The sequence below is a fragment of the Nonomuraea zeae genome (genome assembly GCF_005889725.1).
Taxonomy (GTDB): domain Bacteria; phylum Actinomycetota; class Actinomycetes; order Streptosporangiales; family Streptosporangiaceae; genus Nonomuraea; species Nonomuraea zeae.
In genome coordinates this window covers 1-25,807 of sequence record NZ_VCKX01000177.1, presented here as the reverse complement: position 1 = coordinate 25,807, position 25,807 = coordinate 1, and the positions used below count along the sequence as shown (strand labels likewise).

Below are 25,807 nucleotides of genomic sequence, written 5' to 3'. Positions count from 1 at the left end.
CCCACCGCCTGGCCAGCGTCCGCTACGCCGACCGCATCTACGTCCTCGACCACGGCAAGATCACCGAACAGGGCGACCACGCCACCCTCATGGCACTCGACGGCCTCTACGCCGACCTCTACACCCTGCAAGCCAGCGCGTACCGCTAGCCGCCGCCCGGCACGTCTCAGCTAGGCGCCGGGTGCGGGCGGCCTCCCCACCGCCCGCACCCGGCCGCCGCGCCCACACTCCTGAATTTCGGGCGAACTCCCAGGGCACCGCCCACCCGCCCAGGGACACCACCCTTGGGCCGCCCAACCAGCCAAGGACCCATCCCAGGGCCCGTCGTCCAACCCGCCGGAGTCATCGCCCCCTGATAGAATGATCAGGACCCCGGACGGACAGACCGCCGGGGATTTGCTTTTCATGTCCTCTCCCCACCGCGCGATCCTCGGCGCGACGATCCCCCTCCTCCTGTCCATGAGCACCGGCATCATCGCGCAGCTCGTCGGGACCTCCCTGCTCGGACACCAGGCCACGGCCCAACTGGCGGCCTTCGCGGTGGCCAATGCGGCGCTCGCCCCGGTCACCGCCGCCGTGTCCGGCGCGCTACGGGGCATGGCGCCGTTCATCGCCCTCTTACGCGAGCCTCCCGCCGAGGCGCTGCCGATCTTGCGGGACGCGCGCTGGCTGAGCATCGCGATCGGCGCGTCCGGCGCGGGTGGCGGGAACGCCCGATGAGGTGACGGTTGAACTCGGTGTCCTGCCGCTGCTCCTCGCTGCGCAGGTGCTGCTGTTCTCGGCGGGCGGAGGTGCCAACGGGATGCTGATCGCGTTGGGACGCAGCCGGGAGGTGCTCTGGTCGAGCGGGTCCGGCACCGCCGCCGAGGTGATCCTGTCCCTCGTCCTGGTGCCCAGGCTCGGTATCCTGGGCACCGGCATCGCCATGCTGGCATTCAGCGCCGTGGCCGTCGCCATGTCCAACACCTTGCTGCTCCGCCTGCCCGAGCTGGCCGGGCAGTCACTGCGGCTCGGGCGTCCCCGGCCTCAGGAGATCCTGTGCATGGCCCGGGTCGGACTGCCGATGTCCGCCACGCTTCTGATCAAGTTCATGGTCATGGGCGGCGTCACTTACGCCGCGGCGCGGACGGGGCGCAGGGAGCCGCCGCGCACGCCATCCTCGGGGCTCTGGGCGGGTTTCTGACGCTGACCGCGTTCGCCGTCGGGCAGGCCGCCACGCCGGAGATCGCCAGGGCTGCCTCCTCCGCCGAGGCCCGTGAGATCAACCGGGCCGCGCTGGCGATCGGGGCGGGCGGGGTGCTGGTCGGAGGGCTCGTCCTGGTCATCGCCGGCCGCGCAGTGCTGGAGCTGTTCACCTCGGACCCGGGCGTGGTCGTCGTCGCCCTGCTGCCGCTGGTGGTCGCGTACTCGCTGGTCAACGGCGGCGGGATCGTGATGTCGGCGGGCATGGTGGCGCTCAGGCGCTCGACCTGGACTCTGGGCTCGGTCATCGTCGGGCATGGGCTGCTCGCCCTGGCGATGTTCCCGGTGGCGGGGGAGTGGGGGCTGACCGGTTTGTGGACGGCGTTGACTGCGGGCAGCGCGCTCATCCTCGTGGTGCAGCTCAGCGGCTTCCACCGACACAGCTGATGCCCCTGCGGCGCTTCCGCGTTCTGTTGCGAGACGGCTCGGCTTCGGCGCTGCGGCGCGTTTTGCTCTCCGGCGCTTTCGCGGCCGTTGGTGCTTTCGCTCTCGGTCCTGCGGCGCCTCCGCTCTCGGCACCTTTCGGGCCGGAGCGGAGGCGTGTGGTGCGGACGGGCGGGTGCGGGTGGCGGTCAGCAGGAGGAGAGCATGCCGCCCAGTGCCGACTTCTCCGCGTTGTCGAGGCTCAGGCCCCAGTACCACTTGACCTGGATCCAGGCCCGCGCGTAGCGGCAGCGCTCGGCGGTGCGCGGCGGCTGCCACTCGGCCGGGTCCTGGTCGGACTTGGACTGGTTGACGTTGTCCGTTTTACCGATCGGCTCCAGGACACCGGGCGGCTGACGGTTACGGGCCGTCACGTGTCGCATGTCGCGTCGCCGGCGTGCGGGTGTGACGGCCCCGCAAAGGCCCTCTGAGAGCCGCCAATACGCCCGCGCGCGCGAGGGTACCCGATGCGACACGTCCTGCTGGGCCGACATCGACCACGACACGGCGCTCATCTGCAACGAAGCCTTTGCTCCGGCCCTGCCTGGTTTGGATGGTCACCTAAGTGCCCGTACCAACCGCAGGGGCCAATGGTTATCTTGGGTTCTCGACTCTTCTCCCAGGCCAGAGCGCTGTGATCTTGTCAGGCAAGTAAGGCGCATTGGCCGGCCTCCGCCTCACCACCGCAGATCCCGATGGCCTCGGGGCGCCCTCGAACAGAACGATCATCATTCATCCATCGTCGGTCTCGAGGTCAGCCTTCGAAGATGGAATGAGCGTGGTTACTTCACGGAGGGCTATTTCCTGAAGTAAAAATGGATGGCCTTGCGCGGAGTGAGCCCCGGCTTCGGTCGTCGCAGGAAAGATCATCTGGAATGCGTGGCCTGATGCTCCTGCCAGCGGTGCAGCAGGGTGGGGATCTCCTTGAGCATGAACTGGTAGAAGTCGCGCATCTGCGTCAGCCGTCGATGCGCGGGATCGCTGGCCGTGGTCGTGGCGATGCCGGTCTCGGCGGCGGCGAGCATGAGCTGGATGACCGTGTTCTGGCTGGTGAACAGCGTGGCCCAGGCGTCATCGCGGAGCCGGTAGTGCTCGCGGCGACTGCCAGGCGCGGGCAGGCGTTCGATCAGGCCGACCGACAGCAGGGACTTGACCGAGCCGGAGACCGAGCCGGCGCTGACGCCGAGCCGGTCGGCGATCTCGCCCATGGTGACCGTCTCGGCGTCGGTGAACAGGAACACCGCCAGTGTCCGCGCGGCCATGCGCTGCAAGCCGCCTTCGGTCAAGGTCAGGGCCAGCCGTTCGGCCGCCTGCCACTGCTCGTCTCTGTCGTTCACCCGCCACCTCCTAGGCGACAGGGTAGCGAACTTCAGAAGTGTTCAGAAACTTCTGAAGATTCGCTATATTGCTGACATCGGCTCCGTTCCGGAGATTCGATGGTGTGCCGGGAAGCCTGGTCGGCGACGTGAGTTCCTCACGTGCCGACGAGGAGATGACCCGATGACCTTGCTCAGCCGCCTGTTCGGCGTACGTCCCGCCATCCGGCACCCGGTGCAGGGGCGGCGCGACATCGTGATCCCGGCCACGGACGGCGTGCCACTGCTGGCCACCCACTACTACCCAGCTGATCTGGACCGGCCGCCGCTGGTGCTGCTGCGCAGCCCCTACGGCCGGGGCAACGCGCTCGATCAGCTGCCGAAGCTGCTGGCCGAGCGCGGATACCAGGTGCTGTACCAGAGCCTGCGCGGCACGGCCGGCTCCGGCGGCCGCTTCGACGGCTTCACCATCGACCCAGCCGACGCCGACGGCACGCTCAGCTGGCTGCGCGCCCAGCCGTGGTTCGGCGATCAGCTGGCCACCTGGGGAGCCAGCTACCTCGGCCTCGTGCAGTGGGAGCTGGCCGCCCGGCACATCCCGGAATGGAAGATCGCGCTCATCCAGGACGCGCCGTCGGCCTTCGCCGAGCACTTCATGTACCCGGGCGGCGCTTTCGCGCTGGGCAACGCACTGGGCTGGGTCCAGCTTGTGGACACCATGTTCAGCGGCAACTTCTCCCTGCCCCGGCAGATGCTGGCCACCTTCACCGCCGGTCGCAAGCTGCGCCGCGCCACCCTCACCCTTCCGCTGGAGCAGGCCGATCGCGCGTTGACCGGGCGCCGGGTGAGCTGGTTTCAGGAGTGGATCAGCAATGGCCGCGGCCAGGCGTACTGGGAGCGCACGGACCACCGCGCCAACACCGAGCGGATGCCGCCCCGGGTGCACCTGCAGGGCGGCTGGTACGACTTCTTCCTGCCCAGCATGCTGGCCGACCACGCGCGCCTGCTGGCCGCCGGGCGCGAGGTCCGGCTGCTGGTCGGACCGTGGGGACACGGCCGCGGCCTGTACACCCGCGAGGGCATGCAGGACGCGCTGGCCGCCCTGGACGCGGCCATGAACGGCGATGCCGCACCCACCGGGGTGCGGGTGTTCGTCACCGGCGCGAAGCGGTGGCGAGACCTGCCCGGCTGGCCGCCCGCACACCAGCCCACCAGCTGGTATCTGCGCCCGGGCGGCCGGCTGAGCCGTGAGGAACCTGCGCCTGAGGCGAGCCCCAGCCGCTACCGCTACGACCCCGGTGACCCGACCCCCACAGTGGGCGGGACGGCGGTGAGCAGGTCCGCGGGCCCGAAAGACAACCGCGCCATCGAGGCCAGAGCGGACGTGCTCACCTTCACCACCGCCCCGTTGACCGAGGACGTCGAGGTGATTGGCCCAGTCCGGGTCCGCCTGCATGCCCGATCATCGATCCCGGACGTCGACTACTTCGCCCGCCTGTGTGACGTCAGCCCGCGCGGCCGCTCGCTCAACCTGTGCGACGGCATCGTCCGGCTGAACCAGCCCGGCGGCATACGCGCCGCCGACATGGGCGCGGTCGACATCGAGTTGTGGCCGCTGGCCCACCGCTTCGTCCGCGGCCACCGGATCCGGCTGCAGGTCTCCAGCGGTGCTCATCCCCGCTACGGCCGTAACCCAGGCACCGGCCAACCTTTGGCCGAGGCGCGCGAGCTCCGTGCATCAGAGCACGAGATCTTCCACGACCTCGACCACCCGTCAGCCCTCTGGCTCCCCTTGACTCCTGGAGCATCATGAAACTGCTCGTCCTCGGCGGCACCCACCACGTGGGCCGCGCCATCGTCGAAACCGCGCTTGAGCGCGGGGACGAGGTGAGCACGCTCAACCGCGGCCTCAGCCGCCCACCCGCCCCTGGAGTTCACGCGCTCGTCGCCGACCGCATCGACACCCCGGCGCTCACCGCCGCGCTCGCCGGAAAGGAGTGGGACGCCGTCATCGACACCTGGGCCTGGGCGCCCCGCGTCGTACGCGACAGCGCCCGCCTGCTGGCCGGTCGCACCGGACACTATGGCTACATCTCCAGCCGTGGCGTGCACCGCTGGCCGTGGCCGGCGAACGCGAACGAGAGCGCGCCGCTCGTCGACGGCGACCCCGACAGCGCCGATCACGCCGACTACGCCGCCGCCAAGCGCGGCGGTGAGCTGGCCGTCATCGCGTCCTACGGTGAGCGGGCGCTGCTGGCCAGGGCCGGGATGATCCTCGGACCGTATGAGGACGTCGGCCGCATCCCGTGGTGGCTGCGCCGCCTGGAGAAAGGCGGCCAGGTGCTGGCCCCGGGCCGGGCCGATGCGCCGCTGCAGTACATCGACGTCCGCGACATGGCGGCCTGGATGCTGCAGTGCGCCGAACGCCGGCTCGGCGGCGCCTACACGGTGACCGGCCGCCCCGGCGCGGCCACGATCGGGCAATTGCTGGAGACGGCGCTGGAGGTGACCGGCTTCGACGCCGAGCTGGTGTGGGCGAGCGAGGACCTGCTGCGCCGCGAGAGCGTGTGGCTGGGCATGGAGTTCGGGCTGCGCTTCCCGCACGACCCCGCGCCGACCGGCATGAACGACGCCGACGTCAGCGCCGCGTTCGCCGCCGGGCTGACCACCCGGCCGCTGCGCGACACGCTCGCCGACACCTGGGCCTGGCTGCAGACCGAAGGCGACCCCGCCCCGCGCCTGGACGCCCCCTCACCCGACACCTGGCTCGACCCCGCCGCCGAGCGGCGCGTCCTCGACCAGCTCTGACCCTCTACCTGCTTCAGCGAGGAACCTTCATATGCGCGCCATCATCATCGGAGCCGGCATCGCCGGGCTGGCCGCCGCCCTGAGGCTTTCCCAGATCGGCTGGGACAGCCTCATCATCGAACGCACCCCCACCCGGCGCAGCGGTGGCTATGCCGTCACCTTCGGCGGCATCGGCTACGACGCCGCCGAGCGGATGGGCATCCTGCCTGACCTCCGCAAGCGGGCCTTCGTCACCGAAGAACTCGTCTACCACAAGCCAGGCGGTGAACGGCGTTTCTCCCTGAGTGGCGAGATCATCGCCGCGACCATGGGCCCGCGCTCGATGAACATCCTGCGCGGCGACATCGAAACCGTCCTGTACGACAAGGTGCGCGACAGCGCCGAGATCCGCTTCGCCACCACCGTCACCGCCGTCGACCAGGACACCCGCGCCGTGCACGCCACCCTCAGCGACGGCACCGTGGAGCACGCGGACCTGCTGATCGGCGCCGACGGCCTGCACTCGGCCACCCGCGCCCTGGTCTTCGGCCCCGAACAGGACTACCTGCTCGACCTGGAGCACCAGGTCGCCGTCTACATGCTCGACAAGCGCCCCGCCTCCATCGCGCCCGGCACCACCGCCACCCTGTCCTCGCGTGGCCGCACAGTGGCGGTCATCAGCGCCGGCGACGGCCGTAACGTCGCCTTCTTCGGCTACCGCACCGCACGCGGCGCCCGCCACGACGACCGGGGCGACGACCCCGCCACGGTGCTGCCCCAGGTGTACGGCGATCTCGGCTGGGTCATCCCCGAGGTCCTGGCGGGCATGGGGAGGACCGACTCGGTCTACTTCGACACCATCAGCCAGGTCGTCGCCCCCACCTGGAGCCGCGGCCGCGTCGTTCTGCTCGGCGACGCCGCCTGGTGCGTCACCCTGTTCGCCGGCTACGGCTCAGCGCTGGCCGTCGGCGGTGCCTACCAGCTCGGCACCGAGCTGGAGCGTCACGGCAGCGACACCGGCGGCGGCATCGGAGCCGCCCTGGCCGCCTGGGAGACCGCGCTACGGCCGGAGGTGGAGGCGAAGCAGAAACTCGGCCGCCGGGTCAAAGGCGTCTACGCGCCCGCCAACCCGCTGCTGCTGTGGCTGACCCAGCTGCCGTTGCGCCTGGCCGCCCTGCCGCCGGTGCGCCGGTACATGACCCGCCGCTTCATCAAGGGCTGAGCCGTCTGAGCCCGCTGCTCTTTGGGATGGGGAACGGCTCGATCAGCACGCGAGCCGGACCTGATCCGACTCCGCCATGGTCACGCCGTTGATCCGGATCTGTGTGTAGTAATAGTTGTCCCCAGGACAGGTGCCTCGAGCTCTCAGGGTGCCGACTGCGTAGGTCCGCTCGTGGGAGGCGACGACGTCGTCCCACCACCCGGATTCCTTGTAGACGACGGCCACGACACTCACATTGCCGCACGTGGCGCCCTGCCGTCTGACTTCGCCGTTCACCGTGCCGGTGGGCCCAGGGCCGACGGTCCAGTAGGGCTTCCACGCCGCGTTGTCGCAGGCGGCTGCGACGGCCGCAGTTGCCGACGTCGTCGCTGAGGTGGTGAAGCCGACCGCGACCGCGGCCGCGAGCAGGAGCGAGGTGGTGGTTCGCAAGCGCATGTCTCCTCCAGAACGGCCGAGCCGGTGATGCGGATGCTGCCGTTCCTTCAGACTTCATCGCTGGGGACAGCCAGGCGAGGGCACGAGCCGGGCGTTCACCGGACATTGGAATCACCAGCTCTGGCCCGAGCTTCGGGCGCGTCGATGGCCGGCATCTCGATGCCATGCCGGGCGAGCTCCCGCGCGAGCGAGGTGCCGAACCGGCCCAGCCCGATCACGGCGATGGCAGGTGCGGCGGCTGCCATCGCCAGGTGGCGTTGCCGCCGGCGGCGATGCCTTTGCGCCACAGCGGGGCGGGCATCAGCCGGATCGTGGCCACCAGCGCCCGGTAGGCGGCGGTGGAGGTGGTGCGGTGGCCGTCGGCGCGGGCGCCGCGGGCGGTGGCCTGGGTGCGTGGGCGGCGCTCGGCGTCGTAGCGGCGCAACGCCGTCTCGACCGTGGACTCACCACCGGATTCATCACCGGACTCGTCGGCGAGGGCGGCGCCGAGCACGACCGCGTCCTCCAGGGACTGCCCGGCGCCCTGACCGCGATCCGGGCTCATCGCGTGGGCGGCGTCGCCGAGCAGCGCCACCCGGCCGTGGACGTAGGTGGGCAGCGGGTCCAGGTCGCAGATGTCGATGTGGATCACCGCCTGCTCCGGGGTGGCCGCGATCAGGGCCGGGATCGGCTCGTGCCAGGAGGCGAGGCGGCGGGCCGCCTCGCTCTTCTCCTTCGGGTAGCGGACGCCGGCTTGGCCGGCGGTGGTGACGTAGGCCCAGTAGGCGCGGCCGCGGCTGATCGGATGGATCAGGAAGTAGCCGCCGGGGCCCATGGTGACGCTGCCGGACAGCCCGTCGGCGACCGCAAATGCGCCGGTGCCGACGTCGGCGATGCCCAGCCAGGCGGTGCGGCCCAGGAACCGCGGCGGCGGCACGTCCGGACACAGCAGCCGGCGCACCGTGCTACGGATGCCGTCGGCGCCGATCAGCAGGTCGGCGCCGGCCTCGCCGCCGCTCCACGTGACCGTCACTGCGTCGTGGTCGTCATGGATGCCGGTGACCTCCGCCCCGGTGCGCACCCATCCGGCGGGGACCGCCTCCAGCAGCACCCGGTGCAGGTCCGCGCGGTGGAAGGCGGTCAACGGGGTCGGGTCGCCGGGGCGGGCGCGCTGCAGGTAGCGGCCGTCCGGCAGCCGCAGATTGCCGGCGGAGTAGGTGGGCACCCCGGCCGCGCGCGCCTGCTCACCCACGCCGAGCTCGGCCAGCGCGCGCATGGCGTTCGGGGCCTGGGACATGCCAGCGCCGATCTCGCCGAGTTCGGCCGCCCGCTCCAGCAGGACGGCCTGCCAGCCGATCCGGTGCAGAGCTAAAGCAGCGGCCAGTCCGCCGATGCCGCCGCCGACCACGATTGCCCGTCCGGTCACGGCGTCTCCTCACCGTCAAGAGCGCCTGCGTTGGCGGAGCCGGGATCGGCGGGGTTCAGGGGCGGCGCGCTCTTGAACACGCCTGCCATCCATTCGAAGGTGGCGTGCGCCTGGCGGATGCGCGCGGCCCGTCCGTCGTCCGGGCCGACCAGGGTCAGGCCGTCGCGGGTGATGTCGAGAAAGGAGGTGATGCCGGCGATCTGCTGGCGGGCCACCACCGCCCAGGCGTCGTCGGCCATCCGGTAGTAGACCGTCCGCTCGCCCGGCCGGGTGCGCCAGGTCAGAAACCCCATGCTGGTCAGCAGCCGCAGGTTGGAGGTCAGCGAGGCGCGGCTGGCCCCGATCGCCTCGCTGACCTGACCCGCCGACTGCTCCGGCGGATCGCACACCATCAGCCAGCCCAGCACCCGCCCGGCGATCGGCGGCACCCCATCCCGGGCCAGATACATGGCCACCCGCTCCACCCACTCCAGCAACGGCTCCTGCTCGGTCACGCCGGATCTCCTCCTATTGCAGTTGTTTCAGTATGCGCTAAAGTCGCTGTATCAGGATACGTCCCGGCCGGGGCGTGCTGTGGGAGAGCCGGGAAGTCTGGTCGGCCCGCGACGAACCGTCGCGGAGAAACAGGAGGACTTTCCCCGATGTCATCTCGCGCCCTGTCGGTGCTGCTGGGCAGCGGCATCGCCGCCGGCGTTCTGGTGCCGGCGCTGCTGTGGGCCGATGGCGCCACCCGGCCCGGCTACAGCCTGTGGCATCACGGCGCCAGCCAGCTCGGCACCGGCGAGCGCGGCTGGCTGCTGATGATCAACTTCGTGCTCGGCGGGCTGCTGCTGGCCGCCTTCGCCGCCGGGGTCCGCCGCGCCCTGCGAGCCGGGCAGGGCGGCGGGCGGGGCTCGACCTGGGGGCCGATCCTGCTCGCCGCCACGGCGGCGGGCCTGGTCGTGGCCGGGCTGGTGCCCACCGACCCCGCGCTCGGCTACCCGCCCGGCCAGTCCAATCCTGGGCAGCCGCACATCGTCACCGCCTCCGGCATCGTCCACCAGGTGGCCGGCTTCCTGCTGTTCGCCGGGCTCAGCGCCGCCGCGTACGTCCTGGCCGGACGCCTGGGCCAGACGAGCCGCCGCTGGGCCGTCTACTCCCGGCTGTCCGGGACGCTCATCATCGTCTTCGCCTTCGCCGCCGGCATCGCCTACCGCCTGGACACCCAGGGCATTTGGCGACCGGCTCCCGCGGGCATGCTCGAACACCTAGCCCTCCTGGCCGGGTTCTGCTGGGCTGCGGCCGTGGCCGTTCACCTGCTCCGGCACGCAGGCGTCCACCACACAAGCCGCCCTTCTCCGGAGGCGCACGACACCGATGCTCACCAATGACCGCGGCCGCATCTGTCACGTGCGGCCGCCCGGCCCGCCGGCGCCGACCGCACGCGCCCACAGGCGGTGATAGAAGAAGGTCCGCTACACGCCACGCCGGGCCTCGGCTCCGGCCACCCCATCGGTTTCACCGGCGCGGTATGTCTTGACCAGCAGCCGGGCACATCTGAACGTCAAGCCCGGCCATGACGTAGCGCGCATGATAGATATCGCACTGTCATGGCCGGTGGTCGTCGCTGCAGAATCTGGCGCAGGTCGGCGGGGCGGCCGTCGGCCGAGGTGAGATGAGCTGCCGGGGGGCTGGCGATGCTGCTGCTGATAGCTGAGATCGTGGCCGGGTGGGCCATGCTGGCCTTCGCCGCGGATCACCTGCTTGTGGGCTCGGGCCGGCTGGCCGAGCGGCTCGGGCTGCAGCCCGCCGTGGTGGGTACGCTCGTCATCGGGTGCGTCGCCGGCGCCCCGGAGGTCATCGTGGTTGCTACCTCCGGCCTGAGGGGACATGGCGAGCTGGCCGCTGCCGCATTGGTCGGCGCCAACCTCGTCAACGTGACGCTGGTGCTCGGCGTCGGCGGGCTGATGGGGGGCCTGGCGGTCCGTTCCCGGCTGCTGCAGCGTGAGGCGCTGCTGTCCGTGGCGGCGGTCACGGTGTTCGCGATCCTTCTCCTGCACGGGCTGGGCCTGGGCGCGAGCGTCACCCTGGCCGCGGCTCTGGCCGGCGCACTGGCGCTGCTGCACCATCTGGCCCGCTCGGCCCCTGGCGACGAGGTGGCGATCCAGGCCACCCGCTACCTGCGGACGGACGCGCCACAGCATCCGGGGCGCGAGGTGAGGCGAACGCTGCTCGGCCTGGCCGGGGTGCTGTCAGGCGCGCAGCTGCTCGTGATGGGCGCCTCCGGGTTCAGCGCGTGGACGGGCGCCTCAGCGGACCTGGCCGCTTTCACGCTGGTGGCATTCGGCCTGGCGCTTCCCGACCTGCTCTTCACGCTCCGGGCCCAGCGCTACGGCGGCGGTGACCTGGTCATCGCCACCCTGCTCGGCGCTAATCTGATCACCAGCTTGGCAGGCGGCGCCATCGCCGCCTTCACCAGCCGTCAAGCGCCCACTCTCGCGCCGACCCTCATCATCGCCATGGTGGCCGTCAGTGGCACCACCTGGCTCCTGCTCGCCCCCGGCACGCCACTGGGCCGCCCGCAATCGGCCATCCTGGTGATGGCCTACGCCCTGCTGCTGCTCCTGTCCATCTGACTGGGCGCGCCGGCCATACGGCTCCCATCACCTGCTCGCGCGGCATCTCACCCGGTGGCACCCGCACCCGCAGGAATCTCCGCTCAGCTCGGCCCGTCCTCGGGCAGGCGCCCCCGGAGCCGGTGGGCTTTGCCGAACCAGGCCGGGACGTCACGCTCGTCGTCGAAGCCGCGCGCCACCACGATGTCGGTCGAAGAATGCAGCAAGATCGAGGCCACGATGGTGACCGCGACCAGCTGGAAGACCTGCTGGGCGGCGGCGATGCCGGAGCTGAGCACGATCAGGGCGTACACCACCGAGGCGAAACCCTTCGGCCCGAACCAGGCGACCGCCGCCTGTTCACGCACCGACAGCCCCGAACCGAGGAACGACAGCCAGATGGCCGCCGGGCGGGCCAGCACCAGCGCCAGGATCGCGAACAGCCAGCCGGTCCAGCCGACCGAGCCGAGCAGCGCCGGGGTGATCAGCGCGCCGAAGACCAGCAGCGCGGCCAGCTTGAACAACTCGGCGATGAGCTCGCCGAAATGCTCGAACGAGGTCCGCTGCCGCTCGTCGAAGGTGGCCACCGTGATACCGGCGGCGAACGCGTCCGGGAACGGGTTCGCCTGCCGGGCCAGCGCCTCCGCCAAGGTCTCCACGCCCAGCTCCAGGTCCGACTTGGCCAGCGTCGCCTCGATCGTGCCCGCGGCCAGCTCGTTGGCCAGCGCCAGGATGACCGTGTTGCTTGCCGCGAACGCCTCCACCGCGGCCACGTACTGGTCGACCTTCGCAGCCGTGGCCGCGTTCAGGTCCCGGGCCTGCCGGCGCTCGCAGGTCTCGACCCACAGCCACAGGCCATCGCGCTGCGCCCCGAACACCGGCAGCTGCGCGCGGGTTTCGATAGGGATCCAGTCGATCGCTTTGCGGTTGGCGGTGGTGGTCAGGAGCCTGTGACAAGCCAACCCATGCTCATCTGTCACTCCGTTCTGGGATGTTCTACCAGGCGATGGGGCCGAGGCGGTCGATGAAGATCCCGGTCGGCCCGTCAGAGGCGAGCAGCGCGAGCTCGATGATCGGATCACTGCCCTCGGTGACCATCAGCTCGCCCGTGTGCATGTTCATGTCGGTGGCGGTGAACCTGCCGTTGGCGACCTCGCCGGGGGTCACGGCGTTGAACTTGATGGCCGGCAGCGCCTGGGCGTATCGGACGGTGATCATGTTCAGTGCCGCCTTCGACGAGGTATAGGCGAGTTCGTACATCTTCGAGACGGCTTGCCTGGGGTCAGTCACGAACGCGATGGACCCCCCGGCGCCGGTGACCATCACCACCCGCGGGTTATCGGCCGCCTGCAACAGCGGCAGGAACGCCTGCGTGACCCGGACCGGCCCGTACACATTGGCGTCGTAGACGGCGTGGATGTCCTTGGCCGTCGCGTCCGCCGGGTTGACACCGCCGCCCGGCGTGCCGGCGTTGTTGATCAGCACGTCCATTCGGTCGGTGTGCTCCCGGACTAGTCGCACAGCCCCGGCCACCGACTCCTCCGAGGTCACGTCCAACGGAACCATGATGGCGTGTGCGCCGTCGGCGGCCAGCTTCTGCGCGGCGGCCCTTCCCCGACCCTCGTCGCGTGAGCCGAGGAAGACCGTCCAGCCCAGCTCTCCGAGCCTGCGTGCGGTCTCATAGCCCAGGCCTTTGTTCGCTCCAGTGATCAATACTGAGGTCATTTCTCTCCTGACGTCGTTGTACTTACGGCATGTGACGGTGCCGACCCGACCTGTGACACTGCTGAGGCGTGTTGTAGGCCACCAGCGGCGGTTGTCACAAACCGGCGGGATCGGCGTGGAAGGTCGGCGATGGGTAAGGGCAGCAGGGAAGTCGTTCCGCGAGGCCAGGCAATCGGGATGTGGAGTTCGACGACACAACCGCTGGGAATGAGAGGCGACGCGTCGATCGTTATGCCGCGATAGCCAGGTGAGAGAACTTGTCTCCACGGATCGCGACCAGTGGTAGCCCAAGTTCACGGCTAGTGCGGCCACGCAGTGGCGAAGAATCCGCTCTGAACACCGCAGGTCTGGACCACCCTGACACCGGCGACATCGTGGTTGATCTACGCGAGGTGATGACCAGGGCCGCCGACCTGCTGGGCTGGCCACCAGGGGGCCGCTGTACCAAGACCTCATCGGCGAAGCTCAGCACGCCCAAGGTCTCCGCCGCACTCAACCGGCGTTTCATCGAGCCACAGACCGCCGACACCCTGGCTCGCCTCAGGGCCGCCTAGGACCAGGCTCAACTCGCTCCCGGCTTCGCTGGACCTGGCGTTCGAGATCCTGTCGGGCCCCCTTGTACTACGGCTGCTGATCACACAGCAGCCGTTGACCCCCGCCTACGTCGACCGCGTACTCCATGCCCTTTTCACCGGGTTGAGCTCCCGGCCGCAAACGCGATAGCCGATCGGTCGACCGACTGGTCCGCCCCTTTCTCAACCTGATTCGACCCCTTGTCTCCAGCGCAGGTGCGCTGGAGACAAGGTCTGACCTACCCGCCCGCGCGGACACGGACGGACGCGTGGCCCACCAGGGTAGGGCTTACTCCTGCAGGATGGATAGGGCGCGGGACGGGCACAGGGTGACGGCGTGGCGCGCCTGTGCGGCGCTCTGGTCGTCGGGGTGATCGGTCAGCAGCGCCACGATGCCGTCGTCGTCTTGGTCGAAGACGGCCGGCTCGGTGAGGACACACTGGCCGGAGCCGACGCAGAGACGGGTGTCGGCGTTGATCCGCATCATGTCCTGCTCACCAGGTGACAGGGAGTTCGTGAACGCCGTAGATGACGGCGTCGGTCTTGAACGGCAGGTCCTCGGCCGGTGTGGCGAGCCGCAGGGTGGGGATGCGGCGGAACAGCGTGTCGAAGACGATCTGCAGCTCCATCCGGGCCAGGTTCTGGCCGAGGCACTGGTGCGGGCCGAACCCGAAGGCGAGGTGGTGGCGGGCCCCGCGTTCGACATCCAGTTCGTCCGGGTCCTTGAACACCGCCGGGTCCCAGTTGGCCGAGAGGCCGGAGACGATGACGCCCTCGCCGGCCTTGATGCTCACCCCGCCGATCTCCACCTCTTCGGTGGCGAGCCGGGAGGTGACCCCGTCGGCGATGGTGAAGTAGCGCAGCAGTTCCTCCACGGCCATGGGCGTCCTGCCCGAGTCGGCCTTGACCAAGGCCAGCTGCTCGGGATGGGAAAGCAGCCCGACCACGCCGAGCGAGATCATGTTCGCCGTGGTCTCGTGTCCGGCGGTCAGCAGCAGGAAGGCCAGGCTCACCAGGCCCGCGTGATCAAGGGTGCCCTCCTGGTGTTGCCGGGCGATCTGCCGGCCGAACAGGTCGTCGCCGGGTTCGGACTCCTTGCGGGTGACCAGGTCGTCGATGTAGGCGCGCAGCTCGGCGAAGGCTCTCTGGCGCTCTTCCAGCGAGGTCCGGCGCACCATCATGGTGGTACGGCTTTGGAAGAAGTCGTGGTCGGTGTAGGGGACGCCGAGCAGTTCGCAGATCACCAGGGAGGGCACCGGCAGGGACAGTGCCTGCACCAGGTCGACCGGCCGCTGGTCGGTGGCGAGCAGGTCGTCGATGAAGTGGTCGACGATGTCCTGGATCCGCGGGCGCAGCGCGGCCAGCCGCTTGACGGTGAACTCGCTGATCACCGAGCGCCGTGCCGCGGCGTGTTCGGCGCCGTCCATGCCGAGCATCAACGGCGGCTGGCTGCGGAGCTGTTGCAGGGTCGCCGCATCGAGGGTGTAAAGCGGGAAGCCGTCCTTGCGCTTGTCGGAGGAGAAGCGGCCGTCGATGAGGACGGCCCGGGCCTCCTCATGCCCGGATACCCACCACGCCTCTCCGCCGCTGGCGAGGCGGATCTTGTTGATCGGCGCCTGCTCGCGCAGTCGCCCGTAGGCGGCGGGCGGGGCGAACGGGCAGCCCCGCTCAACCGGCAGTTCCAGACCGGCGAGTTCGCCGGTGTCGGCGACGTTCTTTGTCATGAATGACCTCCCAGTATGAGATCTGGTGGAATCTGCTCTGCTTGTGGCGGCCTGGGGAGCGTGATCGACACCGCCGGTTCCGCGTAGGACGACAGGCGCCTGTTGCGCCACCGTCAGGTCCATTCGCTCCGAGGCTGTGGGCCGGCTCGTCACCGGTGTTCATCGCAGCGTGAGTGGGGTCTCCGATGCGATGCGGGTCAGCTTCTGCGGGTTGCGGACGTAGTACAGGCCGGTGATGCGGGCGTCCTCGACCCGGGCTGCTATGACGCCGTCGATGTCGCCGTCCACGCGCAGCAGGAGTGCCGGGTTGCCGTTGACCACGGTGGGTTCGCCGGCGAGCGCGATCTGGGCCTTGCCGAGGCCGCTGACGATCATGCGGGCCACCTTGCCGGCGCCGATGATCGGCTGCGGCGCGGCCTGCTTGACGCCGCCGCCGTCGCTGATCAGGACGACCTCGGGGGCGAGCACGTCGAGGAGGCCCTGCAGGTCCCTGGTTTCGACCGCGCGCTGGAACGACTCCAGCGCCGCCCGGGTCTGGCTCGGGGAGACCACCTCGCGTGGGCGGCGGGCATCGACGTGCCGGCGGGCGCGGTGCGCGATCTGGCGGACGGTCGTGGGGCTCTTGCCGACGGCGGCCGCGATCTCGTCGTAGCCGATGTCGAATGCTTCGCGCAGCACGAAGACGGCGCGCTCGGTCGGCGACAGCGTCTCCAGGACGAGCATGAGGGCCATCGACATGCTCTCGGCGAGCTCGACGTCCTCGGCCACGTCGGGTGCGGTGAGCAGTGGTTCGGGCAGCCATGGGCCGACGTACGCCTCCTTGCGGCGCTTCATGGTGCGCAGCCGGTCGAGCGAGCGCCGGGTGGCGATCCGCACCAGGTAGGCGCGCTGGTCGAGCACCTGCTCCAAGTCGACCTTGATCCACCGCAGCCAGGTCTCCTGCAGGACGTCCTCGGCGTCGGCGGCCGAGCCGAGCATCTCGTAAGCGACGGTGAACAGCAGGTTGCGGTGGGCGAGGAATGCCTCGGTCGCCCAGGTGACGCAGTCCATCCGGCCGCCACCAGCCATCGGCTCGGCTGTGCCCGTCGCTGCGTCCCTGCGCTCGTTCATACCTGGCTCCTGCCTGTCCATTCTCAACTCCTGCTCCATGCATAAGGCGCCGGCGCCCACCGCTGTGTGACACCCGCCATCGGTGACACACGTCACATGACCGCACTGTCACAAAGCTCAGGGTGCCGACGCCTCATGGTCGCCAGGACGCCGCGCGAACGATCCGAGCGGCAGGCAACTCCCCGAGTTGATCGCCTTGGCCGGTTGCGCGGTGACCACCGCGTAACTGCCATCGCAGAAAGAACGGAAAGACATCATGAGCAAGGTCTGGTTCATCACCGGCTCGTCCCGCGGCCTCGGCCGCAATTTCGTCGAGGCCGCGCTGTCCCGTGGCGACCGGGTGACCGCGACCGCCCGGAACGCCGAAAGCCTGGACGAACTGGCCGCCGCCTACGGCGACGCGGTGCTCCCGCTCGAGATGGACGTAACCGACAAGGCCGCCGTCTTCGAGAGCGTCAGGCGGGCCAGGGAGCACTTCGGCCGTCTGGACGTCATCGTGAACAACGCCGGCTACGCCCAGGTCGGTGCGGTCGAGGAGCTGGCCGAGCAGGACCTGCGCGACCAGTTGGAGACCAACCTGTTCGGCGCGGTGTGGGTGATCCAGGCCGCGCTGCAATACCTGCGCGAGCAGCACTCGGGGCACATCATCCAGCTGTCCTCGGCGGCCGGGCTCATGGCGATGCCGCTCAGCGGCGCCTACAGCGCCTCCAAGTGGGCCCTGGAAGCCCTGAACGAATCCCTCGCCCAGGAGGTCGCCGACTTCGGCATCAAGGTGACCGTGGTCGAGCCCGGCGGCTTCGCCACCCGGTCCGGCAAGAACCCCGACCCACTCAACAACGGCCACCTGTCCGAGCCCAACCCGACCTACGACGGCCTTCGCCGGCGCATCGCCGCGTTCGCGGGGAAACAGCCCGCCGGCGACCCGGCCGCCGCGGCCCAGGCACTCCTCAAGATCGTCGACTCCGACAACCCACCGCTGAGAGTGCTCTTCGGCCAGGGCTTCTACCCGATGCTCCAGCACGTCTACGCCGACCGCCTCAAGACCTGGGCCGACTGGCAGGACCTTGCGGCGCAGGCTCACGGCAACCTCGTTCAAGAAGGTCGGTGACCCAGGGCCGAGTCAACTCACCCAGCGCAAGCGAACCGACAGGAGCAACACATGAAGCACCGCATCGTCGTCCTGGGCGCCGGCTATGCCGGGGCCTACGTGGCCGGGAGCCTGGCCCGCCGGCTGTCCCCAGCGGACACCGAGATCACCGTGGTCAACGCTGAGCCAGACTTCGTCGAGCGGCTGCGGCTGCACCAGCTCGCGGCCGGCCAGGAGATCGAGGCTCCAAAGCTCGTCGACGTCTTCGCGGGCACAGGCATACGGCTGCGCCTGGCCCGGGTCACCGCCGTCGACCTTGAGCGCCAGGTCGTCGCCATCGCTGACGCCGGTGTCGGCGAACTCGGCTATGACACGCTCGTCTACGCGCTCGGCAGCCACGTCGCCGACTGCGGCGTCTCCGGCGTGGCCGAGCATGCCTTCCATGTCACCGCCCGGCCCGCGGCGCTGCGCCTGCGCGAGCGCCTGGACAGCCTGGACAGGCGTGGCGAAGGCGGGAGAGTGCTGGTCGTCGGCGACGGATTGACCGGCATCGAGACCGCCACCGAGATCGCCGAATCCCGGCCCGGCCTGTCGGTGACGCTCATCGCCCGCGGCGAGCTTGGCGCCCGGCTGTCCGCGGGAGCCCGCAGCCACCTGCGCCAGGCCTGCGACCGGCTGGGCATGACCGTCCTGGAACACACCGGCGTCGAAGCCGTCGAAGCGACGCGGGTGCGGTGTGCCGACGGTACCGCCCTGGCGTCCGATGCAACCGTGTGGACGGCCGGGTTCGCGGTCAACCTCATCGCCGCCGCCAGCGGGCTGGAGGTCACCGATTACGGTCAGATCATCGTCGATGACACCATGCGGTCGGTCTCGCACCCGAACGTCTACGCCGCCGGCGACAGCGCCTACGCCATCGGCGACAACGGCCGGCCGCTGCCGATGTCCTGTGCTTCGGCCGGTTCCACCGGCCGGCAGGCCACGGACGCGGTCGTGGGACGCCTGACCGGCCGCAAGATTGGGAAGAACAAGCTGGACTACCCGGGCAACCACATCAGCCTCGGACGGCGGGACGGGATCCTGCAGATGGTCGACGACGAAGCGCGAGCAAAGCCGACGTACGTGGGCGGCAGGAAGGCCGCGCGGATCAAGACGGGCATCCTCCAGATCTCGCTGTGGGGCATCTCGCACCCGACCTTTGGCCTGCCCAAGCGCAAGCGCCGCCTGGCCGCCGCGCCGGATGCGTCCGCCTGCTGACTGCGGGAACCTCTTGTGCAGGCGACGTATGGCACCCTGATGCGCCGCTGTGGCCCGCTTCGAGCCTCGCCCGTCGCCCCGCCGGCCTACCGTCAGCTCCCGTGCCGAAGCCAGGCTCTCCGTCCACCAGGGAGGAACGTTCGCCATGGACGAGCTGATGACCATGCTGGGCGACCTCGACGAGCAGGCAGCCGTCAGCGCGGCGCGCGGCCTCAAGCGTGTCGTAGAGCGGCAGGTGATCATGCAGGCCGGCGATGGTCAGCAGACGCTCGATGAGCGGAGTGGACCGCGCGAACGCCACCACCGCCTGCGCCTCGGCCAGGCTCTGGTAGAGCGCCAGCAGGGCCGCCACTCCGGAGGAGTCCAGAAACCTCGCCCACGACATATCGAGCACCGTCGCCGCCGGCCCGGTCGGCAAGGACGCCTGCACCCGCGTGCTCAGCCCGGGCGCCGCAGGCCATACCAGCTCGCCTTCCAGGCGCACCACCAGCACCGTCTCCCCGCACTCCGTATGCACGGCCAGCTCGTCGGCAGACATCGGCTGCCTCTCGCTCCGGTGGGTCAGATCAGGCCAGGTAGCGCAGCCACAGGTACGGCGTCACCAGCGCCACGGTGACGACGGTGACGATGAGGCCGTACTTGGTGAACTGCCAGAAGCTGATCGGGTGCCCGTTGCGGGCGGCGATGCCGATCACGACGACGTTGGCGGCGGCGCCGACGGCGGTGGCGTTGCCGCCCAAGTCGGCGCCGAAGGCCAGTGCCCACCACAGCACCTGCCCGGCGCCGTTGCCGCCGTTGGCCTGGACCAGGTCGGCGACGATGGGGCTCATCGTGGCCACGTAGGGGATGTTGTCCACGATCGCAGACAGCCCGGCCGAGGCCCACAACAGCACCATCGTGGTCAGCCCGAGCTGCCCCGAGGTGGCCTCCACCGCCAGCCGGGAGACCTGGCCGATCACGCCGGTCTGCACCAGCGCCCCGACCATGACGAACAAGCCCATGAAGAACACCAGGGTGGGCCACTCGACCTCGGCGATGGCCTGCTCGGTGGTCACCTCGGTGGCCGCCACCAGCACCCCCGCCCCGAGGATCGCCACCACCGACGGCTCATAGTGCAACACCGGATGAGCCACGAAGGCCGCCATCACCAGCGCCAGCACCGCCAAGCTCTGCCACAGCAGCCTGCGGTCCGCGATCGCCTCCCGCTCATCCAGCGCCATGATCTCCTCGGCGCGGGCGGGATCGTAGACGAACGCCTTACGGAACAGCAGCCAGCACAACCCGACGAACACGACCATCAACCAGACGACCATCGGCGCCATGTGGAGGAGAAAGTCGTTGAAGCTCAACCCGCCCCGGCTGGCGATGATGATGTTGGGCGGGTCGCCCACCAGCGTGGCCGCGCCCCCGATGTTGGACGCCATCGCCTCGGCGATCAGGAACGGCACCACCGGCAGCGCCAGCCGCTCGCACACCAGAAACGTCACCGGCGCGATCAGCAGCACCGTGGTGACATTGTCCAGCAGCGCCGAGGCCGACGCGGTGATCACCACCAGCAGCACCATCAGCCGGTACGGCCGGCCACGGGCGCGTTTGGCCGCCCAGATGGCCAGGTATTCGAACACGCCGGTCTGCTTCAGCACCCCGACGATCACCATCATGCCCAGTAGCAGGAAGACGACGTTCCAGTCGACGCCGCTGGTCTCGGAGAAGAACGCCGCTCCGGCGTCGGTCGCGTGGATGGCCAGCATGATCCCGGCCCCGCCCAGCGCGGCCGCCACCCGGTGGATCTTCTCCGAGGCGATCAGCGCGTACGCTCCCAGGAACACCGCGACCGACAGCCAGGCCAGCACCGTCATGCGGCCAGCACCCGGTCCAGCAGCGCCTGCAGGGTGACCGCGCCCAGCAGCCGCCCCTGCTCCACGACCGCGACCAGCGGGCTGTGCGTGCGCGCCATCAACGCGGCGATCTCCAGCACGGTGGCGTCTGGATCGCTCACCGGCAGCTCGCGCCGATCAGGTGGCAGCGCCTGGCGCACTGTCCGGTCGGCCAGCGAGGAGGCGAACGCGTCCGCGTGCTCCTCGTCCACCACCCGGGCCAGCGCCGGGTCCTCCAGGCAGTAGCCAGGCACGGCCAGACGCAGCACCTGGGTGCCGGGCAGAATGCTGAGCGGTAGCCCGCGCTCGTCGACGACGATCAGGCCGGGCAGGTCCTGACCGGCCAGCAGCCGGGCGGCCTCGATCACCAGGGTGTCGGCGGTGACAGTCGGGAAGGCGGCGAGCAGGTCACGAGCGCGCACGGCGGCCCCATTTCACGATCGGCGATAAGACTGCCGACCAGACTTCCCGGCGCACCTGTAGAGAACCTATCAACACGTGTCAAGATCAGACACCGCAGGCGTGTGCCGGTCACCAACGTGGCGAACCTGCCGTGACACCTCGCTTGGGAAGCAACCTTGACATCGGCAGGCCGGGCCGGTGGTCACGGGCTGTCGTGAGCGGGAGGGTAGAGCCCGGCCTGGCGGTAGACGGCGGTGAGGTAGCGCAGCATCCCTGCGGCGTCCGGCGGGTCGGGCTGCAGCACACGGTAGGTGACCGCGCCGGCCATCATGTCGATCAGCACGTCCAGGTCGGTGTCCGGGGCCAGAGTGCCGTCGGCCTGAGCGCGCTGGAGCATCGCGGCCGCCAGCTGGCGGCGGGGCACGATGTAGTGCCTCCAGTAGACGGCCATCAGCGAAGGGTGGCTCACGGCAGAGCCCATGATGCGGGCGACCAGCGCGCGGAAGGCGGGACTGGCGGCGGTCTCGGCCGCCGCAGGCAGGACGCCTTCAACGATGTCGCGCAGCGGCAGGGCGTAGACGTCGGCGGCCGAGGGGGTGACCTCGGCGGCGACCCACTGCTCGATGGCCTGGGCGATCAGGTCCTCCTTGGTGCTCCAGCGGCGGTAGACGGTCGGCTTGCCCACTCCGGCGCGTTTGGCGACCTGTTCGATGCTGATGCCCTCGACGCCGCGTTCGACGAACAGCTCCAGCGCGGCCTCCAGGATCGCGGTGTCGGTCTGCGGGTCGCGCGGGCGTCCGCGTCCCCGGCTGGCGCTCACGCGAGGGCTCCATCCAGCCAGTGGGCCAGCCAGCGGGTCAGGTCGGCGGGGCCGCCCTTGCAGGCCAGGTGGGCGTCCGGGCGTATGAGCAAGGCGTGCTCCCCAGCGGTGCCGTCGGTGGGACCGGCGGCGTGGAGCCTGACCACCCGGTCGCCGAGCCGCTGCCGGGCCGCCTCGAAAGCGGCGTCGCACTCGATGCCGTCGCCGAGCATGACCCACCTGCCGCGCAGTTCGGCATGCAACCGGGTGCGGCTGCCGTCAGGGCGCCGGCAGGCAAGGTCGCCGACGCGGTCGCCGGGGCGGGGCTTGCGGCCGCGCCCGCCGAGCGGGCCGCGCCGGTAGCTCACCCACAGCTGCGAGGTGGTGTAGGTGGTCCAGCGCTGGATCCACGGCTGGTTGAACACCCGCACCAGCACCTGGTCGCGCAGGAACCGGCCGAGCGGGCTGCCCGCGATGTTGACCTTGGTGGCGGCGGTGCTGCCACGCAACACGGCGGTGGCCAGCGGGCGGCGCTCGGCCTGGTAGGTGTCGAGCAGGCGCTCCGCAGTCGCCCCCTGGACGATGCCCTGAACGACCAGGGCCAGCTTCCAGGCGAGGTTCTCGGCGTCACCGAGCCCGGTGAGCATGCCCTGCCCGCCGAACGGGGCGTGCACGTGAGCGGCGTCCCCGGCCAGCAGGACACGCCCGTTGCGGTAGGCGTCGGCCAGGCGGCGGTGCACGCTGAACAGCGACGCCCAGGTGACGTCGGTCAGGCGCAGGCCGGGCAGGCCGGTGCGCTCGGGCAGGATCTGCCGCACGCGCTCGGCGATCTCCTCCTCGCTCGGCTTGTCGGCCGAGAAGGCGGCGTCGTAGGCGAGCAGCCGCCACTGCTCGCCCGGCATCGGCATCGCGCCGAGCACGCCATCGGCGTGCGTCCAGCCGCTGGTGCCCGAACGGTCCAGGCCAGAGCCTGGGCCGGGGTCGAGGCGGCCGTCGACCAGCAGGAACCGTTCGCTGACCTTGACGCCGGGAAAGCCGATGCCGGCCAGCTTGCGCACCGCGCTGGCGGTCCCATCGCAGCCCGCCAGCCAGCCCGCCCGAATGGTACGGCCGTCGCCCAGCACCGCGGTCACCCCGTCCGCGTCCTGCTGAAATCCGGCCAGCGGCGCGCCCCATTCCGGCCGGCCACCCAGTTCGGCCAGCCGCTCGCGCAGGTGCGCCTCGACGCGCGCCTGGGAGATCACCATCGGCGGGGCGGCGGTGCCCAGGCCCGGGTCGCCGAACCGGATCCGCATCATCGGACGGTCACCGGCGTAGGTGGTGATCGTCATCGCCCGTACCGACTCCTCGGGGAGGTTGCCGAGGGCGTCCAGGCGATCCAGCACTTCCGAGCCGCGGGCATGCACGAAGTTCGCCCGGGACGTGGTGGCCGGTGCGGCGGCTTTGTCGATCACGCGGACGGACAAGCCGTGCTGTAACAGCGCGCACGCCAGGGCGAGGCCGACCGGGCCCGCCCCAACCACCAGGACATCGATCTCCGCTTCCATAGTTTCGGCCTCCTATTTATTAACGGAACGGGATCGTAAACATATTGTGCTCCTTGACGTCGTTCGGGTCCAGGGGAACGGCGATCGCAGTACTGGTGGCAGGTGACCCCTCATGCGGTCAAAGACCGGCCTTGCCGCAGAACGCGGGACCGGGTTAGCCGATGGGGCCAAAGGGGGAGGGAAGTGTGTTCCCCCCGACGGGTGAAGTCGTTGTACGGTGAACCTGGTGCGCCGGGAAGTCTGGTCGGCAAAGGTCCGCTACGACGACCCCGGAGACGCAGATGAGCGGTATCCCGCAACAGCACCGTGCAGACGAGATCACAGACACCACTGCGCCGCGAACGGGTCGGCGTGCACCACGGCTCACCCCCGCCGGGGAGCGGGATCTGGCCCTGGCCCGGGTAGGGGCGCAGACGGTGGAATACCGGATGCACGGCGACGGCCCCGGCACGGTCCTGGTCTTCCACGGCGGCCACATGCGGGCACAACTGGCCTTGGGCGAGGACGTCTTCACCGATGCGGGAATGCGGGTGCTCATCCCCTCGCGCCCCGGCTACGGGCGCACACCCGTGAACGGGCCGTCGACCGGGCCGACGACTGGGGCTGGCACCGTGGCGGACTTCACCGACACCATCGCGCACCTGTGCCGGGACCTGGGCGTCGACCAGGTCGCCGCCGTGGTCGGCATCTCCGCCGGCGGACGGACCGCGCTGACCATGGCGGCCCGCCATCCCGACCTCGTGCAGCGGGTGATTCTGCAAAGCCCGGTCGGTTTCCTGCCCTGGCCCGACCGGCGCACCCGTCTCGGCGGACGGATCCTGTTCCATCCCGGGATCGAAGCCGTCACTTGGGCACTCGTGCGCACGGCGATCCGCTTCGCGCCCGAGCCGGCCTTGCGGCTGCTCACCCGCGACCTGTCCCTGCTGCCCGTCGGCCAGGTGCGGGCGCAGTTGAGCGCCGCCGACCGCGTCACGCTGACCCACCTGTACACCTCGATGCGCTCAGGCCACGGCTTCGTCGCCGACATGCTCCCAGTGGCCGACTGCACCGCCCACATCAGCCAGCCCGCCCTGATCATCGCCACCCGCAACGACCGCTCGGTGCCCTTCTCCCACGCCCGATCCCTGGCCGCGGCGATAGCCCGGGCCGAACTGATGGAAAGCCGCGCCGACAGCCACATGATCTGGTTCGCCCCCGACTATCCCGCCATTACTGCCCAGATACGCGCCTTCCTCCTCACCGACCACCACACCGCTGACGGGCACGTGAACGCCTGACGCGGCACCGCAGGCGGCCGACGACAGCAATCGCGGGCAGTAGTCGCCGGCCAGGCTTCCGGCACACCTGCCGGGCAAGCCATCACGAAGTCCATGGGCAACCTGCAACGCCTGGCCCTGGCCAAAGCCCTCATCCCCGCCCCCGACCTGCTCATCCTGGACGAGCCCGTCAACGGCCTGGCCCCGCCGGCGGCGTGGAGATCCGCACCCTGCTCGCCGGTCTGGCCCAGCAGCACGGCACCACCGTGCTGCTGTCCAGCCACCTGCTGACCGAGGTCGCCCGCCTGGCCACCCGCATCGGCATCATCCACCAGGGCCGCCTGCTCGGCGAGCACGACACCGACGGCCTGGAGCAGCAGCTAGAGCGTCACCACCCGCGACGACGCCAAGGCCCGGGAGTTGCTCCACGCCCACGGCTACCACCCCGGCCCGGCCCCCGGCGCCCATTGCGCAGGCCCTTGCCGTTGTCCCAGCGTAACTGCCAGTGCTCCCCGTCCTTCTCCAGGCAGTCCACCTCCAGCTGCGCGATCTCATAAGGGCGGCGGCCGGTGTCGCGCAGCAGCTCATAGATCGCCACCGCCATCGCATGGACCTGCCCGGCCGACAACCGCCCGTGGCGGACGCCCTTCCCAAGCAGCGCGGTGTGCTCGCTCAACTGGGCGATCACCGACTCCGGAATCGCCTTGCCGATCTCGTCCTCGTTCGGCTCGGGCTGCCTGATCACGTGACTGGGCTGCCGGACGAAGGTGGCCGACATACCGTTCAGGCGTTCGGTGAGCCGCCCCCAGTCCAGCACCGTGAACCACATCGACAGCAGGTTGGACTCGTGCTTGAAGCCCATGTCGCCTCCGTCGGCCTTGACCAGGTGTTCAAAGCCCGCGACGACCGCGGCTTTGGGTGCTTTGTGTACTCGGGGGTGTTTGAGGTGGTCGGGGCGTTGGAGTGGTGGGGGCGTTCGAGGCCGAGAGGCAGGCGGTCGTGACGTCGGAGGGCCTGCGCTGGCCAG

General features: G+C 70.2%; 29 protein-coding genes. 13 read left to right on the top strand and 16 right to left on the bottom strand.

Annotated features, from left to right (window positions below):
* The first annotated feature begins 405 nt into the window (after positions 1-405).
* The 3 genes from ETD85_RS40295 to ETD85_RS40285 all read left to right on the top strand — a co-directional run bounded on the left by ETD85_RS40295 (position 406) and on the right by ETD85_RS40285 (position 1,629).
* Positions 406-720: a hypothetical protein gene (locus tag ETD85_RS40295; protein ID WP_138695095.1), complete on the top strand. Its 315-nt coding sequence runs from the start codon at positions 406-408 to the stop codon at positions 718-720.
* A gap of 1 nt (position 721) precedes the next feature.
* On the top strand, positions 722-1,183 hold the full coding sequence (locus ETD85_RS40290; RefSeq protein ID WP_170247104.1) for a polysaccharide biosynthesis C-terminal domain-containing protein: 462 nt from the start codon (positions 722-724) through the stop codon (positions 1,181-1,183).
* A gap of 113 nt (positions 1,184-1,296) precedes the next feature.
* Entirely contained in the window at positions 1,297-1,629 is a 333-nt protein-coding gene (locus ETD85_RS40285; RefSeq protein WP_138695093.1) for a hypothetical protein, read from the top strand.
* 185 nt (positions 1,630-1,814) lie between these two features.
* On the opposite strand, the gene ETD85_RS40280 is transcribed toward ETD85_RS40285, so the two are convergent.
* On the bottom strand, positions 1,815-2,039 hold the full coding sequence (locus ETD85_RS40280; protein WP_138695092.1) for a hypothetical protein: 225 nt from the start codon (positions 2,037-2,039) through the stop codon (positions 1,815-1,817).
* 492 nt (positions 2,040-2,531) lie between these two features.
* On the bottom strand, positions 2,532-3,002 hold the full coding sequence (locus ETD85_RS40275) for a GbsR/MarR family transcriptional regulator (RefSeq protein WP_206059160.1): 471 nt from the start codon (positions 3,000-3,002) through the stop codon (positions 2,532-2,534).
* A 163-nt stretch (positions 3,003-3,165) separates the two neighbouring features.
* On the opposite strand from ETD85_RS40275, the gene ETD85_RS40270 reads away from it, so the two are divergent.
* The 3 genes from ETD85_RS40270 to ETD85_RS40260 are packed head-to-tail and all read left to right on the top strand — an operon-like array spanning position 3,166 to position 6,990.
* Positions 3,166-4,794, top strand: a complete 1,629-nt coding sequence (locus ETD85_RS40270) for a CocE/NonD family hydrolase (RefSeq protein ID WP_138695091.1) — start codon at positions 3,166-3,168, stop codon at positions 4,792-4,794.
* On the top strand, positions 4,791-5,789 hold the full coding sequence (locus ETD85_RS40265) for an NAD-dependent epimerase/dehydratase family protein (RefSeq protein ID WP_138695090.1): 999 nt from the start codon (positions 4,791-4,793) through the stop codon (positions 5,787-5,789). Before ETD85_RS40270 ends, ETD85_RS40265 begins: the two co-directional genes overlap by 4 nt.
* Before the next feature lie 31 nt (positions 5,790-5,820).
* A complete protein-coding gene (locus ETD85_RS40260; RefSeq protein WP_138695089.1) occupies positions 5,821-6,990 on the top strand; it encodes an FAD-dependent monooxygenase in 1,170 nt (389 codons plus the stop codon).
* Between the two features lie 42 nt (positions 6,991-7,032).
* On the opposite strand, the gene ETD85_RS40255 is transcribed toward ETD85_RS40260, so the two are convergent.
* The 3 genes from ETD85_RS40255 to ETD85_RS40240 form a co-directional block, all read right to left on the bottom strand.
* Entirely contained in the window at positions 7,033-7,425 is a 393-nt protein-coding gene (locus ETD85_RS40255) for a hypothetical protein (RefSeq protein WP_138695088.1), read from the bottom strand.
* Between the two features lie 214 nt (positions 7,426-7,639).
* Positions 7,640-8,830 (bottom strand): FAD-dependent monooxygenase, encoded by a 1,191-nt coding sequence (locus ETD85_RS40245; RefSeq protein ID WP_138695087.1) that lies wholly within the window; start codon positions 8,828-8,830, stop codon positions 7,640-7,642.
* A complete protein-coding gene (locus ETD85_RS40240) occupies positions 8,827-9,324 on the bottom strand; it encodes a GbsR/MarR family transcriptional regulator (protein WP_138695086.1) in 498 nt (165 codons plus the stop codon). The genes ETD85_RS40245 and ETD85_RS40240 overlap by 4 nt, the downstream gene beginning before the upstream one ends.
* 147 nt (positions 9,325-9,471) lie before the next feature.
* On the opposite strand from ETD85_RS40240, the gene ETD85_RS40235 reads away from it, so the two are divergent.
* Together ETD85_RS40235 and ETD85_RS40230 are read left to right on the top strand one after the other, a co-directional pair.
* Positions 9,472-10,200 (top strand): DUF998 domain-containing protein, encoded by a 729-nt coding sequence (locus ETD85_RS40235; protein ID WP_138695085.1) that lies wholly within the window; start codon positions 9,472-9,474, stop codon positions 10,198-10,200.
* Positions 10,201-10,506: 306 nt separating this feature from the next.
* Entirely contained in the window at positions 10,507-11,445 is a 939-nt protein-coding gene (locus ETD85_RS40230; RefSeq protein ID WP_138695084.1) for a sodium:calcium antiporter, read from the top strand.
* Positions 11,446-11,528: 83 nt separating this feature from the next.
* On the opposite strand, the gene ETD85_RS66165 is transcribed toward ETD85_RS40230, so the two are convergent.
* Both ETD85_RS66165 and ETD85_RS40220 read right to left on the bottom strand, forming a co-directional pair.
* Positions 11,529-12,386 (bottom strand): cation:proton antiporter domain-containing protein, encoded by an 858-nt coding sequence (locus ETD85_RS66165; protein ID WP_240779745.1) that lies wholly within the window; start codon positions 12,384-12,386, stop codon positions 11,529-11,531.
* Between the two features lie 34 nt (positions 12,387-12,420).
* Positions 12,421-13,149, bottom strand: coding sequence for an SDR family NAD(P)-dependent oxidoreductase (locus tag ETD85_RS40220; protein WP_138695083.1), 729 nt, complete (start codon positions 13,147-13,149; stop codon positions 12,421-12,423).
* Positions 13,150-13,523: 374 nt separating this feature from the next.
* Here ETD85_RS40220 and ETD85_RS40215 point away from each other — a divergent pair, with 374 nt between their 5' ends.
* Positions 13,524-13,703, top strand: a complete 180-nt coding sequence (locus ETD85_RS40215) for a hypothetical protein (protein WP_138695082.1) — start codon at positions 13,524-13,526, stop codon at positions 13,701-13,703.
* A gap of 307 nt (positions 13,704-14,010) precedes the next feature.
* Here the strand turns inward: ETD85_RS40215 and ETD85_RS40210 are convergent, their stop codons facing one another.
* From ETD85_RS40210 to ETD85_RS40200, 3 genes are all read right to left on the bottom strand, one after another.
* Positions 14,011-14,208, bottom strand: a complete 198-nt coding sequence (locus tag ETD85_RS40210; RefSeq protein WP_338087214.1) for a ferredoxin — start codon at positions 14,206-14,208, stop codon at positions 14,011-14,013.
* Between the two features lie 7 nt (positions 14,209-14,215).
* Complete coding sequence (locus tag ETD85_RS40205; RefSeq protein ID WP_138695081.1) at positions 14,216-15,445, bottom strand: cytochrome P450; 1,230 nt, start codon at positions 15,443-15,445, stop codon at positions 14,216-14,218.
* 159 nt (positions 15,446-15,604) lie between these two features.
* On the bottom strand, positions 15,605-16,555 hold the full coding sequence (locus ETD85_RS40200; protein WP_170247103.1) for an RNA polymerase sigma-70 factor: 951 nt from the start codon (positions 16,553-16,555) through the stop codon (positions 15,605-15,607).
* A 256-nt stretch (positions 16,556-16,811) separates the two neighbouring features.
* Here ETD85_RS40200 and ETD85_RS40195 point away from each other — a divergent pair, with 256 nt between their 5' ends.
* Together ETD85_RS40195 and ETD85_RS40190 are read left to right on the top strand one after the other, a co-directional pair.
* Complete coding sequence (locus ETD85_RS40195; protein WP_138695080.1) at positions 16,812-17,663, top strand: SDR family NAD(P)-dependent oxidoreductase; 852 nt, start codon at positions 16,812-16,814, stop codon at positions 17,661-17,663.
* A gap of 51 nt (positions 17,664-17,714) precedes the next feature.
* Positions 17,715-18,899 carry an NAD(P)/FAD-dependent oxidoreductase gene (locus tag ETD85_RS40190; RefSeq protein WP_138695079.1) on the top strand — a complete coding sequence of 395 codons (1,185 nt, stop codon included), beginning with the start codon at positions 17,715-17,717 and terminating at the stop codon, positions 18,897-18,899.
* Here the strand turns inward: ETD85_RS40190 and ETD85_RS67660 are convergent.
* The 5 genes from ETD85_RS67660 to ETD85_RS40165 all read right to left on the bottom strand — a co-directional run bounded on the left by ETD85_RS67660 (position 18,790) and on the right by ETD85_RS40165 (position 23,524).
* Positions 18,790-19,437 (bottom strand): STAS domain-containing protein, encoded by a 648-nt coding sequence (locus ETD85_RS67660; protein WP_138695078.1) that lies wholly within the window; start codon positions 19,435-19,437, stop codon positions 18,790-18,792. The two genes, ETD85_RS40190 and ETD85_RS67660, sit on opposite strands and share 110 nt — an antisense overlap.
* A gap of 28 nt (positions 19,438-19,465) precedes the next feature.
* Positions 19,466-20,758: an ArsB/NhaD family transporter gene (locus tag ETD85_RS40180; RefSeq protein ID WP_138695077.1), complete on the bottom strand. Its 1,293-nt coding sequence runs from the start codon at positions 20,756-20,758 to the stop codon at positions 19,466-19,468.
* The gene (locus tag ETD85_RS40175; RefSeq protein ID WP_138695076.1) at positions 20,755-21,198 is read right to left on the bottom strand and encodes a CBS domain-containing protein; all 444 of its coding nucleotides are present in this window, start codon (positions 21,196-21,198) and stop codon (positions 20,755-20,757) included. The genes ETD85_RS40180 and ETD85_RS40175 overlap by 4 nt, the downstream gene beginning before the upstream one ends.
* Positions 21,199-21,380: 182 nt before the next feature.
* Positions 21,381-21,998 (bottom strand): TetR/AcrR family transcriptional regulator, encoded by a 618-nt coding sequence (locus tag ETD85_RS40170; protein ID WP_138695075.1) that lies wholly within the window; start codon positions 21,996-21,998, stop codon positions 21,381-21,383.
* Complete coding sequence (locus tag ETD85_RS40165) at positions 21,995-23,524, bottom strand: FAD-dependent oxidoreductase (RefSeq protein ID WP_138695074.1); 1,530 nt, start codon at positions 23,522-23,524, stop codon at positions 21,995-21,997. The genes ETD85_RS40170 and ETD85_RS40165 overlap by 4 nt, the downstream gene beginning before the upstream one ends.
* Positions 23,525-23,805: 281 nt before the next feature.
* Here ETD85_RS40165 and ETD85_RS40160 point away from each other — a divergent pair, with 281 nt between their 5' ends.
* Positions 23,806-24,801 (top strand): alpha/beta fold hydrolase, encoded by a 996-nt coding sequence (locus tag ETD85_RS40160; RefSeq protein ID WP_138695073.1) that lies wholly within the window; start codon positions 23,806-23,808, stop codon positions 24,799-24,801.
* A gap of 93 nt (positions 24,802-24,894) precedes the next feature.
* On the top strand, positions 24,895-25,071 hold the full coding sequence (locus ETD85_RS66160) for a hypothetical protein (protein ID WP_240779744.1): 177 nt from the start codon (positions 24,895-24,897) through the stop codon (positions 25,069-25,071).
* Between the two features lie 97 nt (positions 25,072-25,168).
* Here the strand turns inward: ETD85_RS66160 and ETD85_RS66155 are convergent, their stop codons facing one another.
* A complete protein-coding gene (locus ETD85_RS66155) occupies positions 25,169-25,642 on the bottom strand; it encodes a hypothetical protein (RefSeq protein WP_240779743.1) in 474 nt (157 codons plus the stop codon).
* Positions 25,643-25,807 lie beyond the last annotated feature (165 nt).

Excerpts from the sequence above, each read along its gene's own strand:
- ETD85_RS40295 (WP_138695095.1), top strand. The coding sequence starts at position 406 with ATGTCCTCTCCCCACCGCGCGATCCTCGGCGCGACGATCCCCCTCCTC.
- ETD85_RS40270 (WP_138695091.1), top strand. The coding sequence starts at position 3,166 with ATGACCTTGCTCAGCCGCCTGTTCGGCGTACGTCCCGCCATCCGGCAC.
- ETD85_RS40265 (WP_138695090.1), top strand. The coding sequence starts at position 4,791 with ATGAAACTGCTCGTCCTCGGCGGCACCCACCACGTGGGCCGCGCCATC.
- ETD85_RS40260 (WP_138695089.1), top strand. The coding sequence starts at position 5,821 with ATGCGCGCCATCATCATCGGAGCCGGCATCGCCGGGCTGGCCGCCGCC.
- ETD85_RS40255 (WP_138695088.1), bottom strand. The coding sequence starts at position 7,425 with ATGCGCTTGCGAACCACCACCTCGCTCCTGCTCGCGGCCGCGGTCGCG.
- ETD85_RS40235 (WP_138695085.1), top strand. The coding sequence starts at position 9,472 with ATGTCATCTCGCGCCCTGTCGGTGCTGCTGGGCAGCGGCATCGCCGCC.
- ETD85_RS40230 (WP_138695084.1), top strand. The coding sequence starts at position 10,507 with ATGCTGCTGCTGATAGCTGAGATCGTGGCCGGGTGGGCCATGCTGGCC.
- ETD85_RS40220 (WP_138695083.1), bottom strand. The coding sequence starts at position 13,149 with ATGACCTCAGTATTGATCACTGGAGCGAACAAAGGCCTGGGCTATGAG.
- ETD85_RS40210 (WP_338087214.1), bottom strand. The coding sequence starts at position 14,208 with ATGATGCGGATCAACGCCGACACCCGTCTCTGCGTCGGCTCCGGCCAG.
- ETD85_RS40205 (WP_138695081.1), bottom strand. The coding sequence starts at position 15,445 with ATGACAAAGAACGTCGCCGACACCGGCGAACTCGCCGGTCTGGAACTG.
- ETD85_RS40200 (WP_170247103.1), bottom strand. The coding sequence starts at position 16,555 with ATGAACGAGCGCAGGGACGCAGCGACGGGCACAGCCGAGCCGATGGCT.
- ETD85_RS40195 (WP_138695080.1), top strand. The coding sequence starts at position 16,812 with ATGAGCAAGGTCTGGTTCATCACCGGCTCGTCCCGCGGCCTCGGCCGC.
- ETD85_RS40190 (WP_138695079.1), top strand. The coding sequence starts at position 17,715 with ATGAAGCACCGCATCGTCGTCCTGGGCGCCGGCTATGCCGGGGCCTAC.
- ETD85_RS67660 (WP_138695078.1), bottom strand. The coding sequence starts at position 19,437 with ATGTCTGCCGACGAGCTGGCCGTGCATACGGAGTGCGGGGAGACGGTG.
- ETD85_RS40180 (WP_138695077.1), bottom strand. The coding sequence starts at position 20,758 with ATGACGGTGCTGGCCTGGCTGTCGGTCGCGGTGTTCCTGGGAGCGTAC.
- ETD85_RS40165 (WP_138695074.1), bottom strand. The coding sequence starts at position 23,524 with ATGGAAGCGGAGATCGATGTCCTGGTGGTTGGGGCGGGCCCGGTCGGC.
- ETD85_RS40160 (WP_138695073.1), top strand. The coding sequence starts at position 23,806 with ATGAGCGGTATCCCGCAACAGCACCGTGCAGACGAGATCACAGACACC.
- ETD85_RS66160 (WP_240779744.1), top strand. The coding sequence starts at position 24,895 with ATGGGCAACCTGCAACGCCTGGCCCTGGCCAAAGCCCTCATCCCCGCC.
- ETD85_RS66155 (WP_240779743.1), bottom strand. The coding sequence starts at position 25,642 with ATGGGCTTCAAGCACGAGTCCAACCTGCTGTCGATGTGGTTCACGGTG.